Annotated in this window: 27 protein-coding genes and 1 riboswitch; of the genes, 13 read left to right on the plus strand and 14 right to left on the minus strand. The window is 70.3% G+C overall.

Features of this window, described 5'->3' with window-relative positions; genetic code table 11:
• Nucleotides 1-7 precede the first annotated feature (7 nt).
• Nucleotides 8-247, minus strand: coding sequence for a hypothetical protein (locus ACLQ3B_RS11600; protein ID WP_425780873.1), 240 nt, complete (start codon nt 245-247; stop codon nt 8-10).
• 328 nt (nt 248-575) lie between these two features.
• On the opposite strand from ACLQ3B_RS11600, the gene ACLQ3B_RS11605 reads away from it, so the two are divergent.
• The 3 genes from ACLQ3B_RS11605 (at nt 576) to ACLQ3B_RS11615 (ending at nt 2,759) form a co-directional block, all read left to right on the plus strand.
• Nucleotides 576-1,352 (plus strand): GntR family transcriptional regulator, encoded by a 777-nt coding sequence (locus ACLQ3B_RS11605; protein WP_425779969.1) that lies wholly within the window; start codon nt 576-578, stop codon nt 1,350-1,352.
• A 123-nt stretch (nt 1,353-1,475) separates the two neighbouring features.
• Nucleotides 1,476-1,799 (plus strand): divalent-cation tolerance protein CutA, encoded by a 324-nt coding sequence (gene cutA, locus ACLQ3B_RS11610; RefSeq protein ID WP_425779971.1) that lies wholly within the window; start codon nt 1,476-1,478, stop codon nt 1,797-1,799.
• 75 nt (nt 1,800-1,874) lie between these two features.
• Nucleotides 1,875-2,759 (plus strand): pyridoxal-phosphate dependent enzyme, encoded by an 885-nt coding sequence (locus ACLQ3B_RS11615; RefSeq protein WP_425779973.1) that lies wholly within the window; start codon nt 1,875-1,877, stop codon nt 2,757-2,759.
• Nucleotides 2,760-2,822: 63 nt separating this feature from the next.
• Here ACLQ3B_RS11615 and ACLQ3B_RS11620 read toward each other — a convergent pair whose 3' ends face one another.
• Entirely contained in the window at nt 2,823-3,668 is an 846-nt protein-coding gene (locus tag ACLQ3B_RS11620; protein WP_425779975.1) for an NAD(P)H-binding protein, read from the minus strand.
• An 85-nt stretch (nt 3,669-3,753) separates the two neighbouring features.
• On the opposite strand from ACLQ3B_RS11620, the gene ACLQ3B_RS11625 reads away from it, so the two are divergent.
• The 3 genes from ACLQ3B_RS11625 to ACLQ3B_RS11635 all read left to right on the plus strand — a co-directional run bounded on the left by ACLQ3B_RS11625 (nt 3,754) and on the right by ACLQ3B_RS11635 (nt 6,220).
• Nucleotides 3,754-4,233, plus strand: coding sequence for a MarR family winged helix-turn-helix transcriptional regulator (locus ACLQ3B_RS11625; RefSeq protein ID WP_425779977.1), 480 nt, complete (start codon nt 3,754-3,756; stop codon nt 4,231-4,233).
• Between the two features lie 99 nt (nt 4,234-4,332).
• A complete protein-coding gene (locus ACLQ3B_RS11630) occupies nt 4,333-5,523 on the plus strand; it encodes an MFS transporter (protein ID WP_425779979.1) in 1,191 nt (396 codons plus the stop codon).
• A gap of 43 nt (nt 5,524-5,566) precedes the next feature.
• Entirely contained in the window at nt 5,567-6,220 is a 654-nt protein-coding gene (locus ACLQ3B_RS11635) for a VOC family protein (RefSeq protein ID WP_425779981.1), read from the plus strand.
• 5 nt (nt 6,221-6,225) lie between these two features.
• Here the strand turns inward: ACLQ3B_RS11635 and ACLQ3B_RS11640 are convergent, their stop codons facing one another.
• The gene (locus ACLQ3B_RS11640) at nt 6,226-6,834 is read right to left on the minus strand and encodes a TetR/AcrR family transcriptional regulator (RefSeq protein ID WP_425779983.1); all 609 of its coding nucleotides are present in this window, start codon (nt 6,832-6,834) and stop codon (nt 6,226-6,228) included.
• 116 nt (nt 6,835-6,950) lie between these two features.
• On the opposite strand from ACLQ3B_RS11640, the gene ACLQ3B_RS11645 reads away from it, so the two are divergent.
• Nucleotides 6,951-7,961 carry an aldo/keto reductase gene (locus tag ACLQ3B_RS11645; protein WP_425779985.1) on the plus strand — a complete coding sequence of 337 codons (1,011 nt, stop codon included), beginning with the start codon at nt 6,951-6,953 and terminating at the stop codon, nt 7,959-7,961.
• Nucleotides 7,962-7,977: 16 nt separating this feature from the next.
• On the opposite strand, the gene ACLQ3B_RS11650 is transcribed toward ACLQ3B_RS11645, so the two are convergent.
• The gene (locus ACLQ3B_RS11650; RefSeq protein ID WP_425779987.1) at nt 7,978-8,805 is read right to left on the minus strand and encodes a GNAT family N-acetyltransferase; all 828 of its coding nucleotides are present in this window, start codon (nt 8,803-8,805) and stop codon (nt 7,978-7,980) included.
• A gap of 7 nt (nt 8,806-8,812) precedes the next feature.
• Nucleotides 8,813-10,393: a LuxR C-terminal-related transcriptional regulator gene (locus tag ACLQ3B_RS11655; protein ID WP_425779989.1), complete on the minus strand. Its 1,581-nt coding sequence runs from the start codon at nt 10,391-10,393 to the stop codon at nt 8,813-8,815.
• A gap of 197 nt (nt 10,394-10,590) precedes the next feature.
• On the opposite strand from ACLQ3B_RS11655, the gene ACLQ3B_RS11660 reads away from it, so the two are divergent.
• Together ACLQ3B_RS11660 and ACLQ3B_RS11665 are read left to right on the plus strand one after the other, a co-directional pair.
• Entirely contained in the window at nt 10,591-10,851 is a 261-nt protein-coding gene (locus ACLQ3B_RS11660; RefSeq protein ID WP_425779991.1) for a hypothetical protein, read from the plus strand.
• 13 nt (nt 10,852-10,864) lie between these two features.
• Entirely contained in the window at nt 10,865-11,998 is a 1,134-nt protein-coding gene (locus ACLQ3B_RS11665; RefSeq protein ID WP_196926071.1) for a cupin domain-containing protein, read from the plus strand.
• A 48-nt stretch (nt 11,999-12,046) separates the two neighbouring features.
• On the opposite strand, the gene ACLQ3B_RS11670 is transcribed toward ACLQ3B_RS11665, so the two are convergent.
• The 6 genes from ACLQ3B_RS11670 to ACLQ3B_RS11695 form a co-directional block, all read right to left on the minus strand.
• Nucleotides 12,047-13,522 carry a PepSY-associated TM helix domain-containing protein gene (locus ACLQ3B_RS11670; protein WP_425779993.1) on the minus strand — a complete coding sequence of 492 codons (1,476 nt, stop codon included), beginning with the start codon at nt 13,520-13,522 and terminating at the stop codon, nt 12,047-12,049.
• Nucleotides 13,523-13,661: 139 nt separating this feature from the next.
• Nucleotides 13,662-15,800 (minus strand): cytochrome c oxidase assembly protein, encoded by a 2,139-nt coding sequence (locus ACLQ3B_RS11675; RefSeq protein ID WP_425779995.1) that lies wholly within the window; start codon nt 15,798-15,800, stop codon nt 13,662-13,664.
• A 57-nt stretch (nt 15,801-15,857) separates the two neighbouring features.
• Nucleotides 15,858-16,424: a copper resistance CopC family protein gene (locus ACLQ3B_RS11680; protein WP_425779997.1), complete on the minus strand. Its 567-nt coding sequence runs from the start codon at nt 16,422-16,424 to the stop codon at nt 15,858-15,860.
• Between the two features lie 22 nt (nt 16,425-16,446).
• Nucleotides 16,447-17,661 (minus strand): Dyp-type peroxidase, encoded by a 1,215-nt coding sequence (locus ACLQ3B_RS11685; protein ID WP_425780875.1) that lies wholly within the window; start codon nt 17,659-17,661, stop codon nt 16,447-16,449.
• A 23-nt stretch (nt 17,662-17,684) separates the two neighbouring features.
• Nucleotides 17,685-18,287: a copper chaperone PCu(A)C gene (locus tag ACLQ3B_RS11690; RefSeq protein WP_425779999.1), complete on the minus strand. Its 603-nt coding sequence runs from the start codon at nt 18,285-18,287 to the stop codon at nt 17,685-17,687.
• 65 nt (nt 18,288-18,352) lie between these two features.
• Complete coding sequence (locus ACLQ3B_RS11695) at nt 18,353-20,449, minus strand: copper resistance CopC family protein (RefSeq protein WP_425780001.1); 2,097 nt, start codon at nt 20,447-20,449, stop codon at nt 18,353-18,355.
• 131 nt (nt 20,450-20,580) lie between these two features.
• Nucleotides 20,581-20,794, plus strand: a riboswitch (cobalamin riboswitch).
• A 196-nt stretch (nt 20,795-20,990) separates the two neighbouring features.
• Between ACLQ3B_RS11695 and ACLQ3B_RS11700 the strand changes: the two genes are divergently transcribed.
• From ACLQ3B_RS11700 to ACLQ3B_RS11710, 3 genes are all read left to right on the plus strand, one after another.
• Nucleotides 20,991-21,437, plus strand: a complete 447-nt coding sequence (locus ACLQ3B_RS11700; protein WP_238684380.1) for an acyl-CoA thioesterase — start codon at nt 20,991-20,993, stop codon at nt 21,435-21,437.
• 129 nt (nt 21,438-21,566) lie between these two features.
• Entirely contained in the window at nt 21,567-22,559 is a 993-nt protein-coding gene (locus tag ACLQ3B_RS11705; RefSeq protein ID WP_425780003.1) for a zinc-dependent alcohol dehydrogenase family protein, read from the plus strand.
• Between the two features lie 105 nt (nt 22,560-22,664).
• Nucleotides 22,665-23,048, plus strand: a complete 384-nt coding sequence (locus ACLQ3B_RS11710; protein ID WP_425780005.1) for a hypothetical protein — start codon at nt 22,665-22,667, stop codon at nt 23,046-23,048.
• Here ACLQ3B_RS11710 and ACLQ3B_RS11715 read toward each other — a convergent pair.
• Complete coding sequence (locus ACLQ3B_RS11715; RefSeq protein WP_425780007.1) at nt 23,024-23,629, minus strand: GNAT family N-acetyltransferase; 606 nt, start codon at nt 23,627-23,629, stop codon at nt 23,024-23,026. The genes ACLQ3B_RS11710 and ACLQ3B_RS11715 overlap by 25 nt on opposite strands.
• Between ACLQ3B_RS11715 and ACLQ3B_RS11720 the strand changes: the two genes are divergently transcribed.
• Nucleotides 23,628-24,320 carry a GNAT family N-acetyltransferase gene (locus ACLQ3B_RS11720; RefSeq protein ID WP_425780009.1) on the plus strand — a complete coding sequence of 231 codons (693 nt, stop codon included), beginning with the start codon at nt 23,628-23,630 and terminating at the stop codon, nt 24,318-24,320. The two genes, ACLQ3B_RS11715 and ACLQ3B_RS11720, sit on opposite strands and share 2 nt — an antisense overlap.
• An 88-nt stretch (nt 24,321-24,408) precedes the next feature.
• Here ACLQ3B_RS11720 and zwf read toward each other — a convergent pair whose 3' ends face one another.
• Both zwf and ACLQ3B_RS11730 read right to left on the minus strand, forming a co-directional pair.
• Nucleotides 24,409-25,902: a glucose-6-phosphate dehydrogenase gene (zwf, locus tag ACLQ3B_RS11725; protein ID WP_425780010.1), complete on the minus strand. Its 1,494-nt coding sequence runs from the start codon at nt 25,900-25,902 to the stop codon at nt 24,409-24,411.
• A gap of 346 nt (nt 25,903-26,248) precedes the next feature.
• A complete protein-coding gene (locus ACLQ3B_RS11730; RefSeq protein WP_425780877.1) occupies nt 26,249-26,833 on the minus strand; it encodes a HEAT repeat domain-containing protein in 585 nt (194 codons plus the stop codon).
• Nucleotides 26,834-26,972 lie beyond the last annotated feature (139 nt).

Below are 26,972 nucleotides of genomic sequence, written 5' to 3' on the forward strand. Positions count from 1 at the left end.
GTCCACGCTACCGGCTGGCGGCAGCGGGCCTGGGTGATGGAGGTGACAGCACCTGCACCCGCTCGGGCATCAGGTACAGCTCGCGTCGTGCGATGGCGTCACCTCTGCTGTTGAGCTGATAACAGTCGATCCAGGCCCAGCCGTCGTAGGTGATCCAATCGAGAACTCTGATCAGACGCACGGTGATGGGGGTCCTGAACTGAATGCTTGCCGCTCGGTCGATCCGTAGGAGGTCGCCGGCCTTCATGCCGGCTTCCTCGCTCGCCACGCCTTCAGGGCCAGGCTCGCGCCGTTCAATTTCGAGCCGGAGCCACCGGGGCGACATTGAGGACACTTGGAGCGGTTGTGGAGGTCGACAACATCAACCGGCTCGTCTGGACGCGGGTACCACTTCCACCGACACACGCTCAGCCTCCCGAGAGTACGAGGTGGCCGACACCGAATGCCTACCCCTAGATCGCTCTGTGTGCCGGCCACACCGCAACCGTAGGCCCGTCTAGTCAGCCTGTCTAGACAGGTAGGGTTCGTGTCGTGGTGATCGAGCGGTTGGGTAGATCGGGAGTACGGTGACGGGCGTGCCTACCCCGCACCCACAGCCGCGCCGCTACCGGCTGGTCGCTGATGAGCTGCGCCGCCGGATCGAGGCTGGTGTCATCCCGGCTGGTTCTCTGCTGCCCAGCGAGTCGACCTTGATGGCTGAGTTCTCGGTCGCGCGGGGGACCGTTCGTGAAGCGCTGGCGCTGCTGCGGGCTGAGGGCTTGGCACTGACGGAGGTTGGGCGGGGCACCTACGCGCGTCCGATCGTGCCGGTCCGTCGCTTGGCCTCCGAGCGTTACCGCGAAGAGTTGGAGCAGGTTCGTAGCGGTGAGCTGGGCACCTCCTTCACGGCAGATCAGAAGGTCGACTGGTCCGCGTACACCCTGGACAAGGACTTCCGAGAAGTGCCGGCCACGAAAGTGCAGGCCGAACTGTTCGGAGTGGAGCCGGAAACGAGGCTCCTGGAGCGTCACTTCCTGTTCCGTACGCATGGTGTACCGCAGCAGATGTCTGTCTCATGCCTGCTGCTCGACATGGTCGCTGGCACTCCGGTAGCCGACCCCGAGAACGAGCCCTGGCCAGGCGGTAACACATCGCAGCTGCACAGCCTCGGGCACACGATCACCGGAATCCGGGAACGACCACGGTGGCGGTTGCCTACTCCTAACGAGGTCGACGCTCTGCGCATCCCTGGCGGTGTTCACGTAGCGGTGATCACTCGGCAGACGTACGTCCTCGATCGGGTGGTCGAGGTGGCAGAGATTGTGATGCGTGCCGATTTCGTGGACCTGGACTATTGGATCGACCTGACTTAAAGCTGCGAGCGAAATGATGTTGGGGGCGTGCCCTCGGGACGCGACGATCGTTCTGTCTGAACGTGAGGAAGCGTCGAGCTGTCCGTACCTGTCCGTGGACACCCGCCTCGTTAGCCTGTGCCGGTGAGCGACTACGTGCAGGTGTCAACAGCCACGCCGACCCACGAAGCGGCGATGACGCTAGCCGGAGGGGCAACAGCGGCACGCCTGGCGGCGGGCGCGCAGGTGACCGGGCCGGTGGCGTCCGTGTTCTGGCACCTCGGTGAGCAGGGCACAAGCGAAGAGTGGCAGGTGCTGCTGTACACCACGACCGAGCGGTACCCGCAGCTAGAGGAGTACCTGATCGACGCCCACCCGTGGGACAAACCGCAGGTCACCGCCGTGCCGATCGTTCACGGCTCGACCGCCTTCCTGGCGTGGATCAGACGAACAGTCGAGGGCGAGTAGACATCTCGGCGGCCAAGGACCGAAGCTCGGCACTGACCGGCTGCGTACGGGGCCGCGGAGTGCTTAGCTGCACGGATGATCACACCCGTTCCCCTCGGTACGTGGCCGACGCCGTTGGAGGCCGCGCCCCGGCTCGCCGCCCGGCTGGGGCTGGCCGAGCTCTGGTTCAAGCGCGACGACCTCAACGGCCTCGGGGGAGGCGGCAACAAGATCCGCAAGCTCGGGTACACCTGCGCGCAGGCGATCGCCGACGGCGCCACCACGCTTATCACCTCGGGGGCGCCGCAGAGCAACCACGCCCGGCTCACCGCTGCCGCTGCCGCGCGGCTCGGCCTCTCCTGCGTGTTGGTGCTCGCCGGCCCGCCCCCGAAGAGCCGGCGAGGCAACCTGCTGCTCGACGGGCTCGCCGGAGCGGAGATCGTCTGGAGCGGTGACCGTCAGCTCGCCGAGGTGGTGGCGGTCGAGGCGGAGCGACGGTCGGCGTACGTCATCCCGTTCGGCGGCACCTCACCCGAGTCGATCCAGGGTTACGTGGACTGTGGTCGGGAGCTGCGGGCCCAACTGCCGACCGTCGACGGGGTCGAGGTCGTGGCAGCGCTCGGCTCCGGCGGGACGATGGCCGGCCTTGTGCGGGAGTTGGGCGCGCAGCGGGTGATCGGTGTGGATGTCGGCGCCCTGCCGGACCCTCGGGCGGCCGTCGCCGGTCTGCTCGTCGGCGAGGTCGAGCCGGACGCGCTGCGGATCGACGGTAGCCAGGTGGGTGCCGGGTACCGCACGCTTACCGACGCCGTACGGGCGGCGCTGGAGGTGACCGCCCGCACGGAGGGTGTCTTCCTGGACCCGACGTACACCGGTCGGGCGATGGCGGCGCTGTTGGCCGGCAGCTTCCCGCGCGGCGAGCGGATCGTCTTCCTGCACAGCGGCGGACTGCCGGGACTCTTCGGCCACCCCGAGCTGTAGGGGCAGGCACGGCGGTGCCCTCCGGCGGGATCGCTGGAGGGCACCGCCGGAGCTGTCGACGGATCAGACGCTGGCGAAGTGCTCACGGTGATCGCGGACGAACTCGGCGAAGGTCCGCGGCTGACGGCCGACGATTCGCTCGACATGGTCGTTTGTGAAGTCGCCCCACCCGGAGCCGTAGGCGACCCGGTACTCGGCGAGGACCTCCGCCGACCACTGGTCGAGGCCGGCCTGGATCAGGCCGTGTCGTGCCTGTTCCGCGCTCTGCGGCACGTAGCGCACCGGCTGGTCGAGCGTACGGGCGATCTCGTCGGCGGCCTGGTCCAGCGCGATGCTCTCCGGGCCGGTGGGCGTGTAGATCATGCCCTCGTGCTGCTGAGGCGCGGCGAGGATCGCCGCCCCTGCGGCGGCGATGTCCCGGGCGTCGATCAGGCCGACCCGAGAGTCACCGAAGAGGCCGTAGAGGTGTTCACCGGCCTTGGCGCCGAGCAGGTTCTGCATGAAGTAACTCGGTCGCAGGATCGTCCAGGGGATGCCCGACGCCTGTAGCTCCGCGTCGGAGAGGGCGTGCAGTCGGCCGTTGCGGGTGGGCGCGTCGTGCGCGGCCCCGATCGCGGAGAGCCGGACGATGTGCCGCACCCCGGCCTGCCGGGCCGCCCACACCGCGTTCATGCTCTGGCTCGGTGCCAGCGGGCCCATCGGCATCAGCAGCCACAGCGTCGTCACGCCCTCGAACGCCGGGGTCAGCGTGCGGGGGCGGTCCAGGTCGCCGACGACGTACTCGACCCCGTCGAGCCCCGGCGTGCGCGACGCGTCCCGCACGAGGGCGCGGAGCGGCTGCTTGCCGGCCAACTCCCGCAGCACTTCCCGCGACACGGTGCCATTTGCCCCGGTAATCAGAATGGTCATGGTCATCCTCTCGGTCAGGCGGACCGATTTGAACCACCGGTCGCCGGCACCGACGATATAGTCCATAAGTTGTACCGTCCAATGATTGGACCAAAGTATGAAGCGCAGCACACTGAAGGAGCAGGACCCCGACCTCGGGATCCTGGCCGTGCAACTCGCCGGGCGCGTGCAGCGGGAGATCTTCCGACGCTCGGCGGAGCAGGGTTTCGACGACGTCCGGCCCCGTCACGGCGCGGTCCTCGCGTACCTCGACGCCGAGGGCACCCGCCCCGGCGAACTGGCCCGGCTGGCCGGCCGCAACAAGCAGACGATGGGCGCGATCCTCGACGAGTTGGAGCGACTGGGATACGTCCGGCGCGCGCCCGACCCGGCCGACCGCCGGGCAAAGTTGATCGTGCCGACGGAGCGGGGCCTCAGCTTGATGGCGGCCTCCGACGGCTTCGTGCGCCAGATCGAGCAGAAACTCGCCGACACGCTCGGCCCCGACCGGTACCGCGACTTCAGGGACGCGCTGGTCCGTGGCGTGGCGAGCCTGCCGGCGACCGGCCAGGACGCCGAGGGCTGAGCTGGCATGTGCCGGCGCCAACCGGGTACGCCGCCGTGGCCCCGGGGGTCGGCGGAACGCCCAGGCTGACCGCTTTTCACGCAGCCGAGGAGCACCGACATGCCTATCGCTGGGCGGGCCCGACTCTCACCGACGGTCTCCCTGGTGCTGCTGGCGTCGATCCTCGTGTCGTTCCTGGCCGCGTCGGCGGCCCCGACCCCGCTCTACGGGGTGTACCAGGAACGCTGGCACTTCTCGCCGGTCACGACCACTGTGGTGTTCGCCGTCTACGCGCTCGCGGTGCTGGCGTCGCTGCTCACGTTCGGCAAGTTGTCCGACCACGTCGGTCGGCGGCCGGTGCTGGCCGTCGCGATCGCGGTGCAGATGCTCGCGCTTGTCGTCTTCATCTTCGCCAACGGCGTTGCGGCCCTGCTGGTCGCCCGTCTCGTGCAGGGGCTGGCCGCCGGCGCCGCCACCGGCGCCGTGGGCGCCGCCATGCTCGACATCGACCGTGGCCGGGGCACGCTCGCGAACTCGATCGCTCCCGGTATCGGCACCGGAAGCGGCGCCCTGCTCTCGGCGCTGCTCATCCAGTTCCTGCCCGCGCCGACCCGACTGGTGTACGTGGTGCTGCTCGTGATCCTGCTGATCCAGGCCGTCGGGGTCGCGCTGATGCCGGAGACGGTCACACCGATGGCCGGGGCCCGCCGCAGCCTGTGGCCGGACGTCACGCTGCCCCGCTCGGTGCGTCAGCCGGTCCTGGTCGTCGTACCGGTGCTCTTCGCGGTCTGGGCGTTGGCCGGGTTCTTCGGCGCGCTCGGCCCGGCGCTCGTCCGCAGTCTCATGAACACGTCGATCGTGGTCGGCGGCCTGGTCCTCTTCGTCTTCGCCGTCTTCGGGTCGATCGCCGTCCTGGTGCAGCGCAACACCGCCGCGCGGACCGTGATCCTGACCGGCATCGTCGCGCTCATCCTCGGCATGATCGTCACGTTGGTGGCGGTCATGGCGCAGTCCATCCCGGGCTTCTTCGTCGGCCTCGCGCTCGGGGGCGTCGGCTTCGGCAGCGGCTTCCAGGGCAGTCTCAAGACGGTCATGCCGCTGGTCGAGGCGCACCAACGCGCCAGCGTGCTGTCCGTGCTCTACGTCGTCTGCTACGTCGGCTTCGGTCTCCCCACGGTGATCGCCGGCTTCCTCGTGGTCTACGCAGGCGGCCTGCCGCGGACCGCCGACGAGTACTCCGTCGCCGTCATCCTCCTCGCCCTGGTCGCCCTGCTGGGGGTGCGCCGGGCCACCAGGATGGCGCCGGGCTGATGCCGGAAAGCCGGCGCCGAGCGGGAACGCAGGCAGTAGCGTGATGATCAGGAAGGGGGGGGCGGCGATGAGCCCGAAGGCGGCCCAGGGTGACGCGAGTGCGACGTCACGCATCGAGAGCCTCGACGTCAAGCTTGAGGTGGTCGTCATCCCGGTCTCGGATGTCGACCGGGCGAAGACGTTCTACCAACGGCTCGGGTGGCGGCTCGACCAGACCCCGCCCGGCATCGTCCAGCTGACGCCGCACGGCTCCGCCTGCTCCGTACAGTTCGGCCCCGGGCTCACGCCGGCGGCTCCCGGCTCGGCCATGGCGTACCTGATCGTCGCCGACATCGAGGCGGCCCGCGACGCCCTCGTCGCCGCCGGTGTCGAGGTCGGCGACGTCTTTCATGTCAGCCCGGACGGCCCGGTCGACGGGCCGGACCCGGAGCGGCGCAGCTACTTCTCGCGCGCCACGCTTCGCGACCCGGACGGCAACACCTGGCTGATGCAGGAGATCACGAGCAGGCTTCCCGGCCGCATCGAGGGTGGTCTGACATCGTTCGGTTCCGTGAGCGACCTGGCGAGCGCGCTACGGCGCGCGGCCGCGGCACACGGTGAGCACGAGAAACGTACGGGGGAGCGGGACGACAACTGGCCCGACTGGTACGCGGCGTACATGGTCAGCGAGCAGTCGGGGGCCAAGCCGCCCGAGTGAGCTGGTCAGCGCAGCCCGCGGATGAGGTTGTCGACAAGGGCGCGGGCGAAGTCCTCGGTGAGCGGCAGGTCGGCGATGAGGAGCCGGTGGTAGCAGGCGCCCCAGAGTTGGTCGACGACGGATTCGGGGTCGATGTCGGCGCGTAACTGCCCCCGGGCCATGGCCCGGGTGAGGGTGTCGACGGCGAGGGCCCGACGGGGGCCGGAGTAGCGCTCGCGGTAGGCGGCGGCGAGTTCCGGATCGGTCTGCGCCTGCCCGATGAGTTGGCTGATGACCCGCCCGGCGGTGGTGTCCCGCACCAGGTGGACGAAGGCGACGAGCTGGTTGGTCAGGTCGGCGACGATGTCGGCGGTGTCGGGGAAAGCCAGGGTGGGCGCGACGACTGTGAAGTAGCCGTCCAGGGCGAGCGCCCCCTTGGAGGGCCACCATTTGTAGATGGTCATCCGGCTGGCCCCGGCGTGGGCCGCGACCTTCTCGATGGTGAAGCCGGCCATGCCCTCGGCCAGCAGGAGTTCACCGGCGGCCGTGAGGATCTCGGCGCGTACCTGGTCGGCGGGGCGACGGCCGCGACCGCGCCGTGGCGGCGTGTGGGCATCCGACGTGAGCTCGGCCACTGGTCCTCCCGGTTATATGGACACGGTGTCTACTTGCTGGTTATATGGACACAGCGTACACAACGGTGCCGCCGGATCGCGACGCACCGCGACGACGACCGAAGGAGACGAGCGACATGACGGGTCTACGACGGCGACGGTTGGGTACCTCCGGGCCGGAGGTGTCGATCATCGGGCTCGGTGCGATGGGCATGTCCGACCTGTACGGGCCGGCCGACGAGGCGGAGAGCATCGCGACGCTGCACGCGGCGATCGACGCGGGTGTGAACCTGATCGACACCGCGGACTTCTACGGGTCGGGCCACAACGAGCTGCTGATCGGCCGGGCGCTGCGGGAGCGTCGCCGCGACGAGGTGGTGCTCAGCGTGAAGTTCGGCGCACGCCGGACACCTGACGGCGGTTTCCAGGCCGCACCGTACGACGTGTCGGCGGCGGCGGTGAAGGACCGGCTGGCGTACTCGCTGCGCCGGTTGGGCACCGACCACATCGACATCTACCGGCCGTCACGGCTCAACCCGCAGGTGCCGATCGAGGAGACCGTGGGCGCGCTGCTCGACATGCAGCAGGCCGGCTGCATCCGGCACATCGGGCTCTCCGAGGTGGGCGCGGACAGCATTCGCAGGGCCGCCGCGGTGGCGCCGATCAGCGACGTCCAGATCGAGTACTCGCTGCTCTCCCGTGGCCCCGAGTCCACCATCCTGCCGACGCTGCGGGAGCTGGGCATCGGGCTGACCGCCTACGGGGTGCTGTCCCGAGGTCTGCTGAGCGGGCACTGGTCGGCGGACCGTGAGCTGACCGGCACGGACTTCCGAGCGAACAGCCCACGGTTCCAGGGCGAGCACCTGGCCGCCAACCTGCGCCTCGTGGACGCGCTCGGCCGGGTCGCGCAGCGGCTGGGGGCGACCACCAGCCAGGTGGCGATCGCCTGGGTGGCGGCGCAGGGCGAACAGATCGTGCCGTTGGTCGGGGCGCGGCGGCGGGACCGGCTGACCGAGTCGCTGGCCGCTGTCGACCTGGTGCTCGACCAGGACGCGTTGGACGAGATCGAGCGTGCCGTGCCGGCCGGCGCCGCCTCCGGGCAGCGGTACGCGAGCGCGATGATGGCCCTCCTCGACAGCGAGAAGTGACAGCGACGGGGCGGGTTCAGGAAGCTGCTCGCCAGACCCAGTTGCGGCGTTCGTAGAGCGGCACCAGCCCGGCACGGCGCAGGTTGTTCAGCGACGGGTTCTGCTGGCCGGGCGCCGGCTTGCCGGTCTCGGCGAACAGCCACCGGCAGCCCGCCTCGGCGGCGGCTCGGGCACGAGCGGCGATCAGCGCCGACTGCGCCCCGAGACCGCGGTGACCGGAGGCCGTGGCGGCGGCGTTGAGCGACGCCGCCTCGCCGTGCAGGAACAGGTTGCCGCCCGCCACCAACTCGCCGTCGTTCCAGGCCGCGTACGGTCGCCACGCCGGCTGGCCGACCGTCGCGGCCAGCATCTCGGTGAGCCCACCGCTCGGCATGCCGAACCCGGCGAGCAGCACGTCGGCCCAGCGCTGCGCCTCGTCGGCCGGCACCGGGCCGACGCGCAGGCGGGTCTGCGCCCCGGCGACGTCGCCGGGGCGGGCGGCGAGCTTGACCCAGGTGCTCCCCGGCTCAAGCCCGCGCGCGGCGGCGACCTCGTCGAAGCCCGCGGGCAGCACCGACGGAACGAGCTGGAGGACGGCCTGGTCGACGCCCTGCTCCCGGTAGAAGTCGAGGACGCGATCCAGGGTCTGCACCGTGAACGGCTCGGTGGTGCCGAAACCGAGGGCCTTGCTCCAGTACCCGCCGGAGGGGTCGTTGCGCATGGCGAGGGCGACACCGCCGCCGATGCGGGTGGTCGCGATCCCGAGATCGGTGTACGTGGGCCCGGGCGCCTGCGACTCGTAGGAGTGCATGAACTCGCACTCCACGGCTTCGGCGAGCGGGGTCAGGTCGGCTGGCGCGGTCATCTGTTGATTATCGTCTGGTCCGTTCCCAGGCCCGCGCCAACTGCATCCGGTTGTTTATGCCCAGCTTGTGATATATAGCGCGGAGTTGGGTGTCCACGGTGTGGAAGGAGACGAAGAGGCTCCTCGCCGCCTCCTTCTTCGTCGCGCCGGCGGCGAGCATCTCGGCCACCCGCTCCTCCGCGGGGGTGAGCGCCCCGACGCCCCCGCCTGGCAGCCCGTCGATCGACTGCCGGTGGCGCCCGGTGGCGGCGAGGTCGGCGCTGCGCCGGTCGGCAATCGCCTGGTCGCCAGGGGCGCCGATCCGGGCATAGAGGGCAGCCGCCTCGTACGCGGCATCGCGCGCCTCCCCGGGTCGCGCCCGAGGGTTGTTCGCGAGGTCGAGCAACGCGTCCGCCAACGCCGGCCGAGCCGCGGTGGTGCGCAGCCGGTCGACAGCCGACCGCAGCGCGTCCGGGTCGCCGTCGCGCAACCCTCGGCTCTGGTCGGCCAGCGCGTGCCACAGCGGCACCGGCGTACGGGTGGACACCTGCTCGACCAGCTCGGTGACCCGGCGGGCGGCCTGGGTGTCGCCGGCGGCCACCGCCGCGCGCACCAGTCGGGGGCCGACGTGCGGCACCGGCAGGAGCGGCCGGACCGACCGATGCAGGTCGGCGACGATCCTGGTGAGGAGGCCAGCGGGCGCGCTGAGGGCGGGGTCGCGAACCGCCACACAGAACGCGAGGCTCCACATCGTCCGGTCGGGCCATCGTTCCTCGGCGAGGCAGGCGCGCAGGATGGCGCGTGCGTCGTCGTGTTCGCCACGGCGGTAGCGGACCTCGCCGATCACCGCGACCAACAGGGCACGCACCTCCCTGGTGAGGTCCGCCGAGCCGGAGCTGAGCGTCGTCACGGCCAGTGCGGCCGCCTCGGGCAGCTCTCCCACGGCCACCATGCGCAGGCAGTCCAGCGCGGTCAGCCCGGAGCCCGAGACGTCGGCCTCGTCGGGCGCCCGGCGGGTCGCGGTCCGTGCGTCCTGATGCCGGCCCAGGCCGAGCTGCACGAGGATCCGTTCGGCCCGGATGGACGGGGCGTCGGCTCGTGCCACCCAGGAGGCCGGGTCCAGGGCCGCCAGCACAGCCTGGGCGCCCGGCAGGTCGCCGTACGCGAGCGAGCGGGCGGCCCGGCCGAGGGCGAGGTGGCGAGCGGACGACTGGTCACCCGACGCGGCGTGCGCGGTGCCCGCGTCGCGGAGCAGGGCATCGGTGTCCGGATGTCCGGTACGGGCCGCGATCGTGGCGATCAGGGCGAGCAGGGTGCTGCGGCTGCGGGCGTCCAGTCGAAGGTTCAGCGCCTCCCGCAGACCGGCCAGAGCGACGGTCGGCTGCTCCAGTGCCACGGTCTGCGCCAGGCGACCGAGCAGGTGAGCCCGGTGGCGCTCCCCGCTGCGACTCGTCGCGATCTCCGCCGCCAGGACGTGGAGAGCCTCCATACCGCGCCCGGCGAGCCGGAGCTGATCCGCCGTGGCGAACAGCCGGTGCCGTCGTTGCTCGGCGTCGGCGGCGATGTCGTCGGCCGGAAGCGTTCCTGAGGTGAAGGATGATTCGGACAATGGCGTTCTCCCCGGTTGTTACCAGGCGCGTCGAAATGCCGTCCTATGACCGAGCCTAGCCACGGCGGCAGGTGCCGGCGACCAGATCGACGAACCGACGGGATTGCGCCGAATGGCCCCGCCGTCCGGGATTTGACGTGCGGTAATGGCGCGATCGCGTGATGCGACGGTCGGTGTGCGGCGCCGATCATCGAACCATGGCCCAGCTCACCGAACCTCCCGGTCTGCATCGGCTCCGGGTCGTACTGCTGATGTTCGTCCTCTATGCCGGCACCGGGGCGGGTGGTCACGCTCCGGCGTGGACCCGCCTGGTGCTGATGGCGACCGCGGCGGCGATTCCGGTCGCGATCGCGGTCCAGTACGGCTGGCCCGGAGTGCGAGCCCTGCTGGGGACCTCGTCCCGGCTACGGCTGCGGGGCGGAACCGTTCCCGCGCCCCATCCGATCCAACCCGAGTGAGGAGACAGCGATCATGGCGAACAGCGATCCCGAACCGCGACGCGGCGACCAGGGCGCCGCGCCCTTCGCGGGCCGTAACGTCGAGCTTGAGCGGCAGAACCCGGACCTCCTGGTGCCGCCGACGACCGACAGCCGCCTGGTGCCCAACCTCAAGTTCTCGTTCTCGCAGGCGCACACCCGGGTGGAGAAGGGCGGCTGGACCCGGGAGGTCACCAACCGCGACCTTCCGATCGCCAGTCAGTTGTCCGGCGTCCAGTTCGGTCTCGAGCCGGGCGCGTACCGGGAGATCCACTGGCACCAGCAGTCGGAGTGGGCGTACATGCTCAGCGGCAGTTGCCGGATCAGTGCCGTCGACCACGAAGGACGCAACTTCATCGAGGACGTGAAGGCAGGCGACCTCTGGTTCTTTCCGCAGGGCGTGCCGCACAACATCCAGGCGTTGGAGAACGGCGCGCAGTTCCTGCTGGTCTTCGACGACGGCGCGTTCTCGGAGAACAACACGTTCCTGCTCAGCGACTTCTTCGCACACACGCCACGGCACGTCCTGGCCAAGAACTTCGGCTGGACGCTCGACCAGATGGAGAACCTGCCGGAGCGGGAGAAGTACATCTTCCAGGGCGACGTCCCACCGCCCCTACAACAGGACCGGGTGGTCAGCCCGACCGGTGACATCCCACGAAGCTTCAAGCACCGGATGCTCGCGCAGACCCCGCAGCGCTTCCGCGGCGGAACGGTCCGGATCACCGACTCGACCAACTTCGCCGCCTCCGTGACCACCGCCGCGGCCCTGGTCGAGGTCGAGCCGGGAGGAATGCGCGAGTTGCACTGGCATCCCACCACCGACGAGTGGCAGTACTACATCTCCGGCACCGGGCGGATGGGGGTCTTCGCGTCGCAGGCCGCCGCCCGGACGTTCGACTTCCAGGCCGGTGACGTGGGCTACGTGCCCTTCGCGTACGGCCACTACATCGAGAACACCGGCGACGAGCCGCTGGTGTTCCTGGAGATGTTCCGCCATCCCCGGTTCGAGGACATCTCGGTCATGCAGTGGATGGCGAACACGCCCCACGAGATCATCGCCGACACGATCAACGTGCAGAAGTCGATCGTCGACAGCCTGCCGAACACCAAACAGGTAGTGATCTGAGCGAGTCGTCCGGCCGTCCGTCAGCAGACGAACGGCCGGACCTGTGGATCAGCTTCCCGCCGGTGCCGGGGAGGTGGGAGCCGCGGCAGGTCGTCGGCGTCGAGACACCGCCCCCACCACGACGTCGACGACGAGGAAGGCGAGCACTGTGAGCCCGAACAGGGGCAGCGCCCAGCCGATCGCCACGGTCACCGGTACGCCGATCAGCAGCGCCCAGAGCGGCAGGCCGCGTACGCCGCCGCGGGCCGGCGGGGTCCCGGCGAGGGCGCGACGGTCGACGCGGGTGGGTCGGCGCTGCCACCACATCCGGTAGCCCCAGAAAATGACGCAGAGCAGCCCGAGGGCGAGCGCGGCGAGCAGGATCTGGTTGACCAGGCCGAACAGGATCCCCATGTGGGCCTGGATGCCGAGGCCGCTCAGTTGCGCCGGCAGAGGCCAGTCGGCGAAGTCGCTGCGGGCGGTGACCGTGTCGGAGGACGGGTCGACGGCGATGCGGTCCTTGGCGACCGGCCAGGTGTTGTCGACCTGCGTGACGGTCCAGGCCGAGCCGGGCTCCGGCGCGGGAGCGATCTCGACCGGACCGGCGAGGCCCGCGTCGCGAGCGACCGCCAGGACCCGGTCGAAGGCCGCCGACTCGACCACCCCGCCCGCTCCGGCGGCTCCGTGCTCGTGGCCCCCGCCGGTCTCGGCAGGAGCGGTGGGGCCGACGGTGAGGCTTGTGGAGATCTCCGGAGTGCGGGCGCTCAGCGCGTCGAGACCGGCGGCGAAGTTCGCACCGGCGTAGCGGGACCAGGTCAACCCGGTGACCGAGAGGAACAGGAGCCCGACGGTGAGCCAGATGCCGGTGGTGGCGTGCCACCCTCGGGTACGGCGGACACCCTTGGCGCTGGACAGGTCCGGCACGAGCAGATGCCGGGCGGCCGCTCGGGCGGCGCCGCGCCGACGCCACCAGAGGATGACTCCGCCGAGCGCCATCACCCACAGCCAGCTCGCGGCCAGCTCGGAGTAGTTTTCGCCCACCGCGCCCAGGTGCAGGTGGCGGTGCAGGTCGTCCAACCAGGTGGTGGCCGGCGTGGACCCGAACCAGGTGGTGAGCTGCCCCTGCGACTCGGCGGTGTACGGGTTGATGTAGACGGTGTGCTGGTTCTCGCCGAGCTCGGGAAGGGAGAAGACCACCTTGGTGGTCCGGTCGCCGTCGCCGGGTTGCACTGTGGTGATGCTGCCGTCCGGGTGCGCGTTGCGTGCGGCCCCGATCTGCTCGGCCAGCGGCAGCTGACGGTCACCCGCCTGGGCGACGGTCAACTGGTCGCCGTAGAGAATCGTGTCGAGCTGCGGGGTGGTGGTGAAGGCCAGGCCGGTCAGTGCGGCGACCACCAGGAACGGGGCGACGAGGATGCCGGCGTAGAAGTGCAGCCTCAGCAGCAGCGCGCCGAACGGTGACGTGCGCCGGGCCGGCAGGGCCGGTCTATTGACCGTCGTGGTGGGTTCCGGCGTCGGCGTGCCGGACAACTCGGTAAGAGACATGGTGATCCGATCGGAAGAGTCGGGAAGCACCCGAAGGCGTTTCCCGTACTGGTCTGGTCGCCCGGTTATGTGCCGCGTCGGCTCTGACTGGTAGTCGGGGGAGAGACGCCTGTGGTTCCCGAAGATCGAGTTCCCGAGGTCAGGGCTGCTCCGGCCGGGCCGCGAGGTTCGGGTCGCCGTCGGTCCGTCCGGCCGCGGCGAGGAACGCGTTGTAGCGGGCCAGGTCGTCCTCGGCGCCGGTGGCGTCGGCTCGGTCGGCGGCCCGGTCGAGGCGGCCCTGTTCCCGTTGGTCGGCACGAATCCACTGGCGAATCAGGACGATCATGACGACGACGGCGGGCAGCTCTCCGAACGCCCAGGCGATGCCGGCGCCGAGCTGCTGATCGGCCAGCAGCGACGACGCCCAGGTCGGGTGCACAGCGATGTACCAGTCCGGGGCGATGACGGTGGTGGTCTGCATGAGGACCAGGCCGAAGAAACCGTGCGCCATCATCGACGCCAAGTGGATGATCACCAGCAGGGGGTGGGGAAGGCGTCGGCGGCCCGGGTCGACTCCGATGAGCACCCAGAACAGCAGATAGCCCGCGACCACGAAGTGGGTGAGCATCGCCAGGTGACCGAGGTGGGAGCGCATCAGCACGCCGAGCAGGTCGCTGAAGTACAGGCCGAACAGGCTGGCGGTGTAGATGCCCAGCGCGACGAGCGGGTGCGTGAGCACCCTGGTGGCGCGGCTGTGCACCGCGATCAACAGCCACTCCCGGGCACCGCGTACCCGCGGGTCCGCCGGTCGACGCAGGGCGCGGAGGGCGAGGGTGACCGGCGCGCCGCCGACCAGCAGGATCGGCACCAGCATCGACAACACCATGTGCTGGGCCATGTGCGCGCTGAACAGCACGTACGCGTAGCGCGCCACGCCGAGGTCTGTGGTCGCGGCGAGCAGCAGCATCCCGCCCAGCCAACTCGCCGTCCGGGCGACCGGCCAGCGGTGCCCTCGCGCGTGCATCCGGCGCACCCCGGCCAGGTACCCGCCGATACCGAGAGCGCAGAGGGTCAGGAAGAACATGTCCGGCAGCGGCTGGCCGAGCAGATTGCCCGCAGTGGGTGCGGTGGGCATCGGGAAGCCGAGCAACTCGGTGATCGGGTCGGCGTCGACGCCGGATTCGGCGACGGGGGTGGGGCTGCGCGAGAGCGCCACCGCGAGCCCCACGGTGGCCGCGAAGACGATCAGTTCACCGGCCGCCAGTCGGCCGAACGCCCACCGCCTTCCGGCGCGCATCGCCGGCAGGGTGCGGGAGCGGTGTGCCGCGCCGAGCACGCCGAGGATCAGCAGGGCGGCGAGCTTGCCGAGGACCAACCAGCCGTAGCGGGACTGCCAGAGTTGGTCGACAGCACCGAGGCGGACGGCGGCGTTGGCCAGCCCGCTGACCGCCACGGCGACGAAGCAGCCCAGGGCGAGGCGACTGTAGCGAGCGGCGGCGTCGGGTAGCAGCCGACTGCGCCGTACCACCAGCAGCGCGACGAGGGCACCGACCCACACCGCTGCGGCGAGGATGTGCAGGGCCAGGCTGGTGACGGCGATCTGGTGGTTACCGGCACCGGCGGAGTGCCCGGTGAAGGCCGGAGGCAGCACCGCAACCGGGGCCAGGACCGTGACAGTCGCGGCGAGCCCGCGGGACACTCCGGTGCGGGCCAGCAGTGCCACGGCCAGGGCCAGGCCGGCCTGCAGCGTGAGCGACTGACCCTGCGAGATCGTGGTGGCGAAACTGAGCACCGTCGCGGGTTCGAGCGTCTCCAGCGGTTGGCCGAGCAGGTCCGAGACCGTCAACACCATCAGCGACAGTGCGGTGACCGCCCACGCCAGCGCCGTGCGGCTCGCCCGCCGCAGGAGCAGGTAGCCGTGCGGCGAGACGCTGCGTCCGTCGCCGGGCAGCAGGAAGGCGGCGGTCACCAGCATGCCGACGGTGACGGTGGCGAGACCGTCGGACAGCAGCCGGAACACGGGTAGTGCCCAGGCCGTGCTCGCTCCCGCGTCGGGAAGGCCCGGAATCGCGGCCGTGAGCGCACCCCCGACCCGGAGGCCGAGCACCAGCAGGGTGACCCCCGCCGTGACGGCGGCGACCGTGAGCACCCGGCCGGATCCGTCAGGACGCTTCGGCCGGACGGCGGAAGGGTCCGGACCGGTCAGGGCTGGACCGGTCGGGGTTTCCGACGCGGTGGCGACGGTGCGGGCAGCGCTCGGATCGTCGCTGGCGAACTGCCGTGGTTCTGTGTCGGACACGTGTTGACCTTGACTGGTGAGGTGATGGTGCGACCCGACCGCACGGGACGGGTCGGATCAGCGCCGCGTCGCCCGTCGCCACAGCAGCCCAGCCGTGGCCAGGACGAGGAGGGCCAGCGCGGCACCCGCGACGAGCACACCGGCGTTCGGACCGCCGTCGGGCTGCACAGCGGCGGCGGCGGACGGGGTGGACGCTGACGCGCTGACGTCGGCAACCGGCGCGGCGCTGGACGTGGGATCGGCCACCGTGAACGGGTACGACCCCTGCACCGGGTGCCCGTCGGCGGAGACGACCCGGTAGGCGACCGTGTATGTCCCGTTGGGCAGTGTGTCGGTCACCTGGACCGTGCTCTTCGCTCCGGTGACCACCGGTTCGCCGGTGGGAAGCTTCCGTTTGGCGGCGTCGCTGAGCACGATCGTGGTGAACGTGGGGTCGAGCCGCTGCATGAATTCGAGCGTGACCTCGGTCGGTGCGCTCGGCACTGTCGCGTCCCGAGCGGGCGTGGCCGACTTGAGCGAGTTGTGCGCCCAGGCCGGACCGGCCGGGATGAGCACCGCCACGAGGACGGCGAGCGCCGCCGCGCCGAGGCGGACGGCGGTGGGGCGGGACGGCGGAACGGTCATCACGAAACTCCGGTTGGCGTGGTCATCCGAGCACCTGCTCGCCGACCCATCCTCCCGGTTGGCAACCGGGCGGAATGGCGAAGACAGCGGACCCGATCGGGGTGGTCCATTCGTTGAGCAGGTCCCGGTCGGCCAGCCGGCGTTGGATGGGCAGGTACTGCCGGGCGATGTCGGCCTGGTACGAGGTGAAGATCAGACCGCTGTCGGCGTGACCCTCGGCCGTCGGCACACCGTCGTAGTTGTAGGGCCGGCGCAGGATCTTCAACCGGTCGTCGGTGACGTGGGCGCGGGTCATGTGTGAGAAGTCGGGGATGACGGTGAGGCCGTCCGGGCCGGTGGCGGCGAAGTCGGGTTCGTCGTGTTCGGCGCTGCCGGTGAGCGGGGCGCCCGTGTCGAGGCGTCGGCCGACGGCGAGTTCGCGGTCGGTTCGGCCGAGCAGATCCCAGGTTTCCATGTTCATGCTGATCCGCCGAAGGACCAGTGTGGTGCTGTCACGCAGCCACGCCGGGCCGTCCGGCACCCAGAGGGCGCTGTCCATGGGCGTGCCCGGTCGAGGGTTGGCGGTGCCGTCGAGCTGACCGAACAGGTTGCGTTGGGTGTGGCCGCCCGGTTCGACGCCGGGGCTGCGCCGGAAGCCCTGCTGGACCCACCGCACGGTGGCGAACGGTCGGCTGTCCTTGACCAGGACTCGTTGGGCGTGGGCGACGGTGATCGCGTCGTCCGCGCAGATCTGAAGCAACAGGTCACCACCGGACCAGGCCGGCTGGAGCCGGTCGATGCGGAACGCGGGCAGGTTGGTGACCGACGCCGGCCGGCGGTCGTCGAGGCCGGCCGCCAGGTACAGGCCGGGCCCGAAGCCGAAGGTGACTGTCAACCGTGCCGGCAGCAGCCCGAGTTCGGCCTCGGTGTCGGCCAGAGCAGGTCGGCCCTGAGTGAGCCGGGAGGCGTCATCGGTGAGCAACCGCAACATCCGACCCAGCGCGGCCCGGTCGGTGCCGGCCCGCAGGGTGAGCGCCACGAACGACGCGTGCGCCTGCGGTTCGGTGGCCACCCCGGCCTGCCGGGCGCCGTGGAACGGCTCGACCAGGCCGCCGACGGTCGCCACCGGCGTCGCGTCGACGCCGACCGCGTCGGGTCGCCCGGAGCCGTCGGCACGCGTGGTGGCGATCGCGGCGCCGCCGGCCACGGCACCGCCGACGGCGAGAGCCCCGCCGGTGAGCAGACCTCGCCTGCTCACCGGCCGGGCGGTTGGCGTGTCGGTCACGACGCCGGGCTCATGCTCATCTCCGGCGTGGCGCTCATGCCTGTCATCGGCTCGCCGTGCCCGGGGGCGTAGCTCTCCTGCGCGCCGGTGAACGGCTTGGCCACGGCGCGGAACTGCTGGGTCTTGCCGTCGACGAAGGTCAGGGTGAAGGTCAACTCGTCGCCGGCCTGAACGGGCTTGGTGAGGTTCATCAGCATGAGGTGGTCGCCGCCGGGCTCCAACGCGTGCGAGCTCTTGGCCTTGATCACGATGCCGCCCTGCTTCGGCCGCATGACCATCTTGCCGTCCTTCATGGCCATCTCGTGCAGTTCCATCGGCGACAGGGAGGTCGTGGCGCTCGTCACCGTGACATCGGCGTCGCCGTCGTTGACCAGGGTCCCGAAGGCAGCCGTCATGCCCTTGTCGGCCGCCTTCACCCACGGGTCACGAATGCCGAGCACACCAGCGTCCGGGTTGGCCGAGGTCGACGCGGACGGGCCCGCCTGCGCCTTCGACGGAGAGTCGGACGAGCCGCAACCGGCGGCGCCCACCGTCAGGATCGCGGCTGCGAGGACGGCGGCCGAACGGCGGCCGGGAGCGAACGGGCTGGTGGTGCGCATGTGTTCTTCCTCCGATGTTTGCTGCTGGGAGGTTGGTCGGTCGCAGCACGGAGAAAGTTCCAGGCTCAGGGAACGTTGATCGTGAACTCGGCGGTGTGCACCTTGCCGGCGATCTGGAAGTCGAAGAACGCCCGGTACCGGCCCGAGCTCGGGGCGGTCAGCCAGAACTTGACAGTCCCGTCGACCAGCTCCTGCTCGGGGTGGACGTGCACGTAGCCGAGGTCGCCCTCACGGACGACGACCAGGTGCCCGTACGCGCCCAGGTACCGCTCCAACTGCGCCGGTACGGTCGGGTCGGCGCTGACCTGGAAGTGCATCGGCGCCGTCACCCCCACCGTCGGGGTGCCGGTCATCGACACCGCGTACGGACCAGCCGTCGCCTGTGCCGCCGCTGGCGGCAGCGCGGTCGGGTTGTGCGCGCCGGGCACGGTGTGGTCGACGCCCAGCACGAGAGGGATCTGCGTGCCGTTGGTCGCGGTGACGGAGAAGTCGGCGTAGACGCGGTAGCCGCCGGGCCGGGCCAGCGTCAGGGGGACGCTCCAGGTGCCGTCGGGCGCCATCGTCGGGTGCAAGTGCTGGTAGCCGGACAGGTCGCGGCCGACCACGATCATGTGCAACGGCTTGTCGTGGACGACCGCGAAGGTCGTTGCCGGCTGCCGGTCGGTCCCGACGATCCGGAACCGGTAGTCGGCGCGTACACCGGAGGGTTGGGACCGCTCCAGCGGTTGCAGGGTGTACCCACCGGCGCTGACCGTCGTCCCGGTCGCCAGCGTCGCGCCCGTCGCGTCGTCACCCCGATGCGTGTGCGGCCCCGTGCCGGCCGGGTGTTGGTGCCCGTCGGTCGCCGAGCCCACCTGCCCCGAGGCGGGCGGTCCACCGGCTGCCGGTCGTGCGTTGCCGGTCGCCGGACTCTCTTCTGCCGTGCCGATACGGGCCAACCCGAATCCGGCCAGCAGGGCCACCACCAGACCACCGACGAACAGCGCCAGGTGGGTGTTGTTCAACCGGGACCCAGGCGTCGCGGCGGCGAGGTCCGTGTCGGGCCGTGGTCCGGGGTCGACAGTCGGCTCGCCGTCCGTGCTGGCGAGGGCCTTGGTCGCCTGGTCGGTCGGCGTCGGATCGACAGCAACGTCCGTGCGGGCCGTGACGACCGTGTTGCCCTTGCGCGCCGCCGGCACGGTGGCGGACCCCCGCTTGTCGCTCGCGGTACGCGCAACGACGCCGACCTTGCCTCCGCCGACCTTGCCAGCGGCAGCCTTGTCCCCGACGGTCTTGCCCCCGACGGTCTTGCCCCCGACGGTCTTGTCCCCGACGGTCTTGCCGCCGCCGGTCTTGCCGGTGCCGGCCCTGTTCGTGGCACGGGCGCCACCGCCCCGGCGACCGGTGGTCGCCGCCGAGGCACGGCCCCGGCCGGTGGGTGTGCCGGCGGATCGGCGACGCCAGACGACGAACCCGGCCACCGCCCCGACCGCCGCGACAGCCGCCGCCCAGCCGGCCCAGGCCAGCGCCCCGGGACCGCTCTCCTCGGTCGACCCGGTCGACGGGGCAGCCGCAGCCGGCGGGGTCGTCGGATCCTCCGCGGTGGTCGGCACCGCCGAGGCCTGCCCGGACGTGTTGTGCTGCTCGGTGGCGGCCACCAGCGCCGGGTCCGGTTGGGTCGACGGCGGGCTCCACCCCTTCGGCGCCGTCGTCACCCGCCCGTCGTAACGGAAGGTCAGGGTGCCCCGCACGGTGTCGCCGTCCGAGGCGACCGACAGGTAGCTCACCGAGTACTGGCCCTTGGCAGGCAGGTGGGCGACGGACACCACCGCGGGGAATCCCGTCGTGTACTCCCGTGGCTCGAACTTCCCGTTGACCAGGAAGTACTCCCGTACCGGCTTCTCCAGTGGCGTCGGCTCCCCCTGCGACCAGCCGTTGTCGACACGGGTGCCGCCCGGGGCGGTGATCGTGAAGAACGCGTTGGCGGCGGCCTTCTCGGTGAAGAGGAGCCGCACCGACGTCAACGGTTCGCGCACGGTGGCGCCGCTCGCCGGTGTGGACGTGGCGAGGGTCCCGTGCGCTGCGGCGGGTTGGGCGGACGCGAGGAGGGCGATCGCCGAGGCGAGGAGGAACGCGAGGAGGCCCGAGACCACCCGCCCGCAAGTCTGGGGGAGACGACGCATCTGGATATCCTCACCCTCGCGAGACTTTTTTCAAGAGGCGGCGATCTTCTTCCTCAGATGGCAAAAGTTGACGATGAGGTCATCCGCCGCCGCGGCCGGACGCCCCGGGTGGACAGATTCCCTGGCCAGCTATGCTCGCCGGCGGCGCTGGTTCGCCCCGTCGTGACCGGCTGGGCGTCGCAAGAGGGAACCCGGTGGAAATCCGGGGCTGCCCCGCAGCGGTGAGTGGGAACGACCGCCGTCATCAGCACTGGGCCAGCGGCCCGGGAAGCGACGGCCAGTAGGGGACCGGCACGACCGGTCAGGCCCGCGAGTCCGAAGACCTGCCTGCGCCGCGTACACAACCGTGTGCGCTGCCGTCGGCCTCGCGGGTGGGCTGGGCGGGCGACGGGCCGTGCGTGTGGTGCGCGGCCAGGTCCTCGTCAGCGTGTGTCCGCGACCCGGCGGTGTGGGTTCCGAGGGACGGACTACCGCTGTGCACGACACCACCACGATCGCCGGCCGAGCGCCGTCGGCGTCGCACCTGACCCTTTCGCAGATCATGGACCAGCACCACACCAACCTGATGGGTACGGTGCACGGCGGCCGGATCCTCAACCTCATCGACTCCGTCGCCGGTGTGGTCGCCGCCCGGCACTCCGACGGGCCGGCGGTGACCGCCGCCATCGACGAGACGGCGTTTCTCCGCGCGGTGCGGGTCGGTGACGTCGTGCACGTCGACGCCCGGATCACCTGGGCCGGCCGCAGCTCGATGGAGGTGGCGGTCAAGGTGACCGCCGACCGGTGGGACCGGGCGGTCCCGCCCACCGACGTGGCAACCGCCCACCTGGTCATGGTCGCCATCGACGACGACGGCCAGCCTCGCACGGTGCCGCCGCTGCTACCGGAGACCGACGGGGACCGGCGACGGTACCGGGAGGCGGAGATCCGCCGGAAGCACCGGCTGGCGTTGCGGCGCGCGCTGCTCGACGGTGCCGAAGACGACTGACCCGTGGTCCGTCCGGCGCGGCGCTGGCCGGTGGGGCGGCGAGCTGGATGCCCCACCGTCGAGGAACCCGCCCCGCCGTCGATCTGGTCGGATAGCGTCCAGGTGAAGCCTCGATCACGGAGAGTGTGGATGGTTATGCGCGCTGCGGTGCTGCGGGCGTTCGACGTTCCGCTGACGGTCGAGGAGATCGATCAACCCACCCCCGGGCCCGGCCAGGTGTTGGTGCGGATCGTCGCCAGCGGGGTCAACCCGCTCGACACGAAGATCCAGGCTGGAAAGGCCGCGCACGCGCGTGTCGAGCTGCCTGCGGTGCTCGGCCTGGACCTTGCCGGCGTCGTCGCGGCGATCGGCACGGAGGTGACCGGGTTCGACCCGGGAGACGAGGTGTACGGGCTGTGCGGGGGCGTCGGCGACCTGCAGGGCTCGCTGGCCGAGTACGCCGCGGTGGACGCCCGACTGCTGGCCCGCAAGCCGACGAGCCTCTCGATGCGGGAGGCCGCCGCCCTGCCGCTGGCGGCGATCACCTCCTGGGAGGGGCTGGTCGACCGGGCCGGAGTCCGCGCCGGGCAGAAGGTGCTGGTGCACGGCGGCGCCGGAGGTGTCGGGTACGTGGGCGTGCAACTCGCCCAGGCGCGCGGCGCCGAGGCGTACGCCACGGGCAGGCCGGCGAGCATGCGGGTGATCGAGAGCCTGGGCGCCGTGCCGATCGACTACACCGTGAGCAAGGTCGAGGAGTACGTCGAGAGGCACACCGGCGGCGAGGGGTTCGACATCGTCGTCGACAACGTCGGTGGCGCGACACTCGACGCGTCGTTCGCAGCGGTACGCACCTATCACGGGCACGTCGTGAGCGCGCTGGGCTGGGGCTCACACTCGCTCGCCCCGCTGTCGTTCCGTGGCGCGACCTACTCCGGCGTGTTCACTCTGCTGCCGATGCTCACCGGACGGGGCCGCGAACACCATGGCGACATCCTGCGCGAGATCGCGACGCTGGCCGATGCCGGTGCGTTGCGCCCGCGACTGGATCCGCGCGCGTTCACGCTCGACACGGTCATGGACGCCCACCGGCTGGTCGTCGACGGCACCGCCGATGGCAAGGTCGTCGTGGACATCTCAGGTTGAGCCGCAGTTGCGCAGGTCAAGGCGGGCTCCGAAGATGCCGGCACCGATGCATTGCGTCCTCAATCAGCTCAGCGTCAGAAATGATGGCGTCGTAGGGTTTGTGGCATGCACAGCACCTTGACGGAGCGCGCTCGGTGCCTCTACGGCGACGAGTATCGGCCCACTCCGCCACGATGCAGCGCTGATCACGACGAGCGTCATTTCATTGAGGAACTCACCTTCGCTGATGCCGAGTCGATTCTCGCCATGCTGCGCGAGTTGTGCCCACACGTGGTTGACGGCCTCTTGCCGGTCTGGGTGCGGAACCTGGCCTATCGTCTGGTCCTTCTGCAGTGTCCCGATGAGCCGGCGCTGTTGAGAGAAGCTGCGCAGAACCTCTGGCTGCACGGGCCCGATTGGGATGACATCGCGGCCGACCTCACCCGCCGCGCCGAGGTCTTGGAGGCAAGCCGAACCGGGACCTATCACCGCTCCAAGGCGATCCAGTAGCGCCGCACTGGACCGTGCTCGGTGTCGCGGATGCCCTCGAGGACGCCGCCGTTGCGTTCGATCGTCCGGGCCGACGCGATGTTGTCGGCCCGGCAAGGGATGAGGACGCGATCCAGGCCCAGGACGACGCGAGCCTCCGTGAGCATCTCGCCGAGTGCCCAACTCGCCAGGCCTCGGCGGCGCGCGGACGGCCGGACGCCGTAGCCGATCTGGCCGATCTCGTCGTCGAGCTTGTGCCGAAGGATGATTCCCCCGAGTACGTGGCCGTTCTCGACGATCCACCGGGGTGAGCCGTGCTGCTCGTCCGGGCACGGGTCGCCGACCGGATGGGCCAGTCGGACCCGCTTGTGCACCCAAGCGGCGAAGCCTTCGGGCGAGTCCACGTCGTCGTTGGCCCCCAGGCCGAAGCCGTCCTCGTGGAGGCCAGGGCCCCAGTCGTGGCGACATTCCAAGAACGCGGCGTGCAGGCGGACAGTCGGCAGAATCAACTCGGGCATGCGGTCACGGTATTGAAAGCCGGACAGCTGAACGAGCCGCTTCTTACCAGCATCGATCGTCCCCAGAGGCCGGTGCAGCTCCATGAAGTCCACGCGCTTCGACAGTTACCGAGAGGCGCTGTGCGGCCTACTTGGCAATGTCAGCCCCGTCAAAGACGCAACCCAGACGAGGGACGGCAGGAACTCGGTAAGCCCCATGCGCGGCGATTGTATGACTTGCGTCATATTTGGTCCCACCGCAGGAATCGACGAATCGTCGGCGGGCCCGCCCACGCGCGTAGTGACGTGCGGGTGGGTCAGCGCAACCGCGGTCAGGCAAGATAAAGCGATGGCGAAGATAAGACGGTTCGACATCGCCGATGCCCCCGCCGTGGCGGGCCTCATCGAACGCTGCCTGCGCGAGGTCAACAGTCGTGACTATCCGAGCGAGGTCATCGAGCGGATGTGCGACCACTTCACCGAGCAACGCATCAAGGAACTCGCCACCCAACGACAGATGTTCGTCGCAGAGGCAAACGGGGTCGTCGGCACGGTCTCCCGCGACGGCAACAAGGTCTACACCATGTTCGTGCACCCACGGGCCGCCGGTCGCGGCATAGGACGGCTCCTCATGCGTCACATCGAGGCGCTTGCGGTGATCGAGGGCTACGACCACATGGAAACCGGAGCGAGCATCACAGGGCATGGCTTCTACCATCGGCTCGGCTACGTCGACGTCCGCTCCACGGATACAGAGTTCGGCTTCAACTACATCCTGCGCCGCAATCTGCCCTGACCCGCCCCACTGAGGGGACCGCGGTGCCCGCCGATGCTGAGATCAAGCGATCGGGTTCAGCAGCGCGGTCCCACTCATTGTGGCGGGGTCATGCGGAGTTGCGCCATTTGCGGCCGTGCCGGCCGATGAGGCGGTCGGCGTCGGTCGGGCCCCAGGAGGCGGCCTCGTAGGTGGGGATCGGCGAGTTGTCCTTCTTCCAGTGGTCGATGATCGGGTCGACGATCCGCCAGCATTGCTGCACCTCGTCGCTGCGGATGAACAACGACGCGTCACCGATCAGCGCGTCCAGGAGCAGGCGCTCGTATGCCTCCGGGGACTCCTCCGCGAACGTCTGGTCGTAGGAGAACTCCATTGTGGCGGTGCGGACCCGGAAGGAGTGACCCGGCACTTTGGCACCGAAGCGCAGCGAGATGCCCTCGTTCGGCTGGATCCGCAGAATCAGCGCGTCGGCATCGAGGCCGGTGAGCTGGTCGGTCGGGATCGGCAGGTGCGGCGGCCGCTGGAACTGCAGTGCCACTTCGGTGAGCCGGGCCGGCAGGCGCTTGCCGGTGCGTACGTAGAACGGCACCCCGGCCCAGCGCCAGTTGTCCACGTTGAGCCGCATAGCGGCGTAGGTCTCGGTCCGCGACAGGGGGTCGACGCCGGCCTCCTCGCGGTAGCCGGCCATCAGTTCCTCGCGGGTGCCGCCCCTGGTGTACTGTCCCCGGACCGCGGCCTCGGCGATGTCCCGGTCGGTGGGGAGCCGGATTGCCTGCAGCAGTTTCACCTTCTCGTTGCGCAGGCCCTCAGCCTCGAATGAGGCCGGTGGCTCCATCAGTGCCAGCGCGAGGACCTGGAGCACGTGGTTCTGCACGATGTCCCGCATCGCGCCGGCGTCCTCGTAGAAGCCGCCGCGGCTGCCGACGCCGAGGGTCTCGGCGACGGTGATCTGCACGTGGTCGACCCAGGAGCGATCCCAGATGGGCTGGAAGATCGAGTTCGCGAAACGTAGCGCCAGCACGTTCTGGACGGTGTCCTTGCCCAGGTAGTGATCGATACGAAAGACCTGGTGCTCGTCGAACGCGCTGTGCACGACGCCGTCGAGCTCGCGAGCCGTGACCAGGTCGCGCCCGTACGGCTTCTCGATGACCAGGCGGGCGAAGGAGCCTTCGCGTGGTTGGTTGAGCCCGACACCGGCCAGTCCGTTGATCACCGGCTCGAAGGCCCCGGCGGGAGTGGACAGATAGAAGAGCCGGTTCCCGGACGTGCCCCGCTGGGCGTCCAGTTCGTCGAGGGTCTCCACCAGCCGCTTGTAGGTCTCCGGGTCGTCGTAGCCGCCGGCGACGTATCGCACGCCGCCCAGAAGTTGGCGCTTGCTGGCGAGGGTGCGTTCGCCGAGGGCGCTCTCGGCGAACTGCTCGTCGGTCATCGACGTTCGCGCGACGCCGACCAGCGCGAACTGGTCCGGCAGTCGCTCGTGCCGAGCCAGGCTCTCGATGGCGGGCAGCAGCTTACGCCGGGTCAGGTCACCGGAGGCACCGAAGATCACCAGCGTGGCGGGCGGGGCACTTCGCTCCTGGATGAGCTGAGACGCGTGGTCCATGGTCTGCGTTCCTCCGGGCACAAGGGGTGTGGGGTTGGGCAGGAGGGTGAACAGGGGGTCGGGATCCTGGGCACCTCACCGGGTCGCGCGCGTGGCCCAAAGCCTACGAGCTACTGGGCAACCCGGAAGCGGAGGCGTCGCGGCGGCCCGCGCCCACGTGTCGGATCAACACTATGCCGGGGTCCACCTCGTCACCGCGTCCGCTGTCAGCCCGAGGTGACGCTGAAGGCCGGGTGCCACCGGCAGCGCCCTCGCCTGCAGTGCGACCGGCGCCGGTCACGGGAAATCGTCGGGGCTGGTACCGGGCAGCGTGGCCAGCAGTTGCCCGGCCAACCAACGTACGGTGTCATCGTCTTCCTGATGAGCGAGGCGGATGAGCACGGTGCGGGTCCGGGGGTCCGCACCGTTGTGGCGCGCCATCGCGAGCAGTGCAATCCGGCGGGTCCTCGGTGGCCCGCGCCAGTAGCAACTGGCGGATGTCCTCGGACGATTCGACCCGGCCGCCGAGGGCGTGGACGGCGATCGCGCGTACCGCTGGGTCGGGTGAATCGGCGAGGTCGCTGAGCATGTCGATGAGGTCGGGGTCGGCGCTGAAGTGGGCGACCAATGCCCGTACTGCGGCCTGCCGTACCGCCGTGGAGGCCTCTGCCCGTGCCTGGACGAGCAGTTGGTCCCGGCAGTACCGGCGGCCGGGGCTCGTGGTGTCCAGTTGGCCAGCTGCCTCGGCCAGGCCGGCGACCAGGGTGACGCCAGTAGTTGCCGGCCGGGCAACGGGTGGTCCCGGCCGACGACCGAGGAAGGCGCCCCGATGGTCGGCCGCAAGGGTCAGTGGACGGAGCTGGTGATCGCGGGCTACCGCGTCTGCATGTTGCTGTTCGCATGTTGAAAATTGACGGTAAGTGGCCAGTTCTGGCGGTGGGATTCCAGTCATTTGCGCTGTGGGAATCCTTTGCCGTCGGCTCACCGTGTGGGATGAGCGCCACGGTTGAGGGCCCAAGGTAGGAGTATGACCGCTTCGGGCGATTCAATATGGACGGCCATGATCGTGGCGATATCAGATTAGGCGCGCT

Source organism: Micromonospora sp. DT53 (genome assembly GCF_049841535.1).
Taxonomy (GTDB): Bacteria; Actinomycetota; Actinomycetes; order Mycobacteriales; family Micromonosporaceae; genus Micromonospora.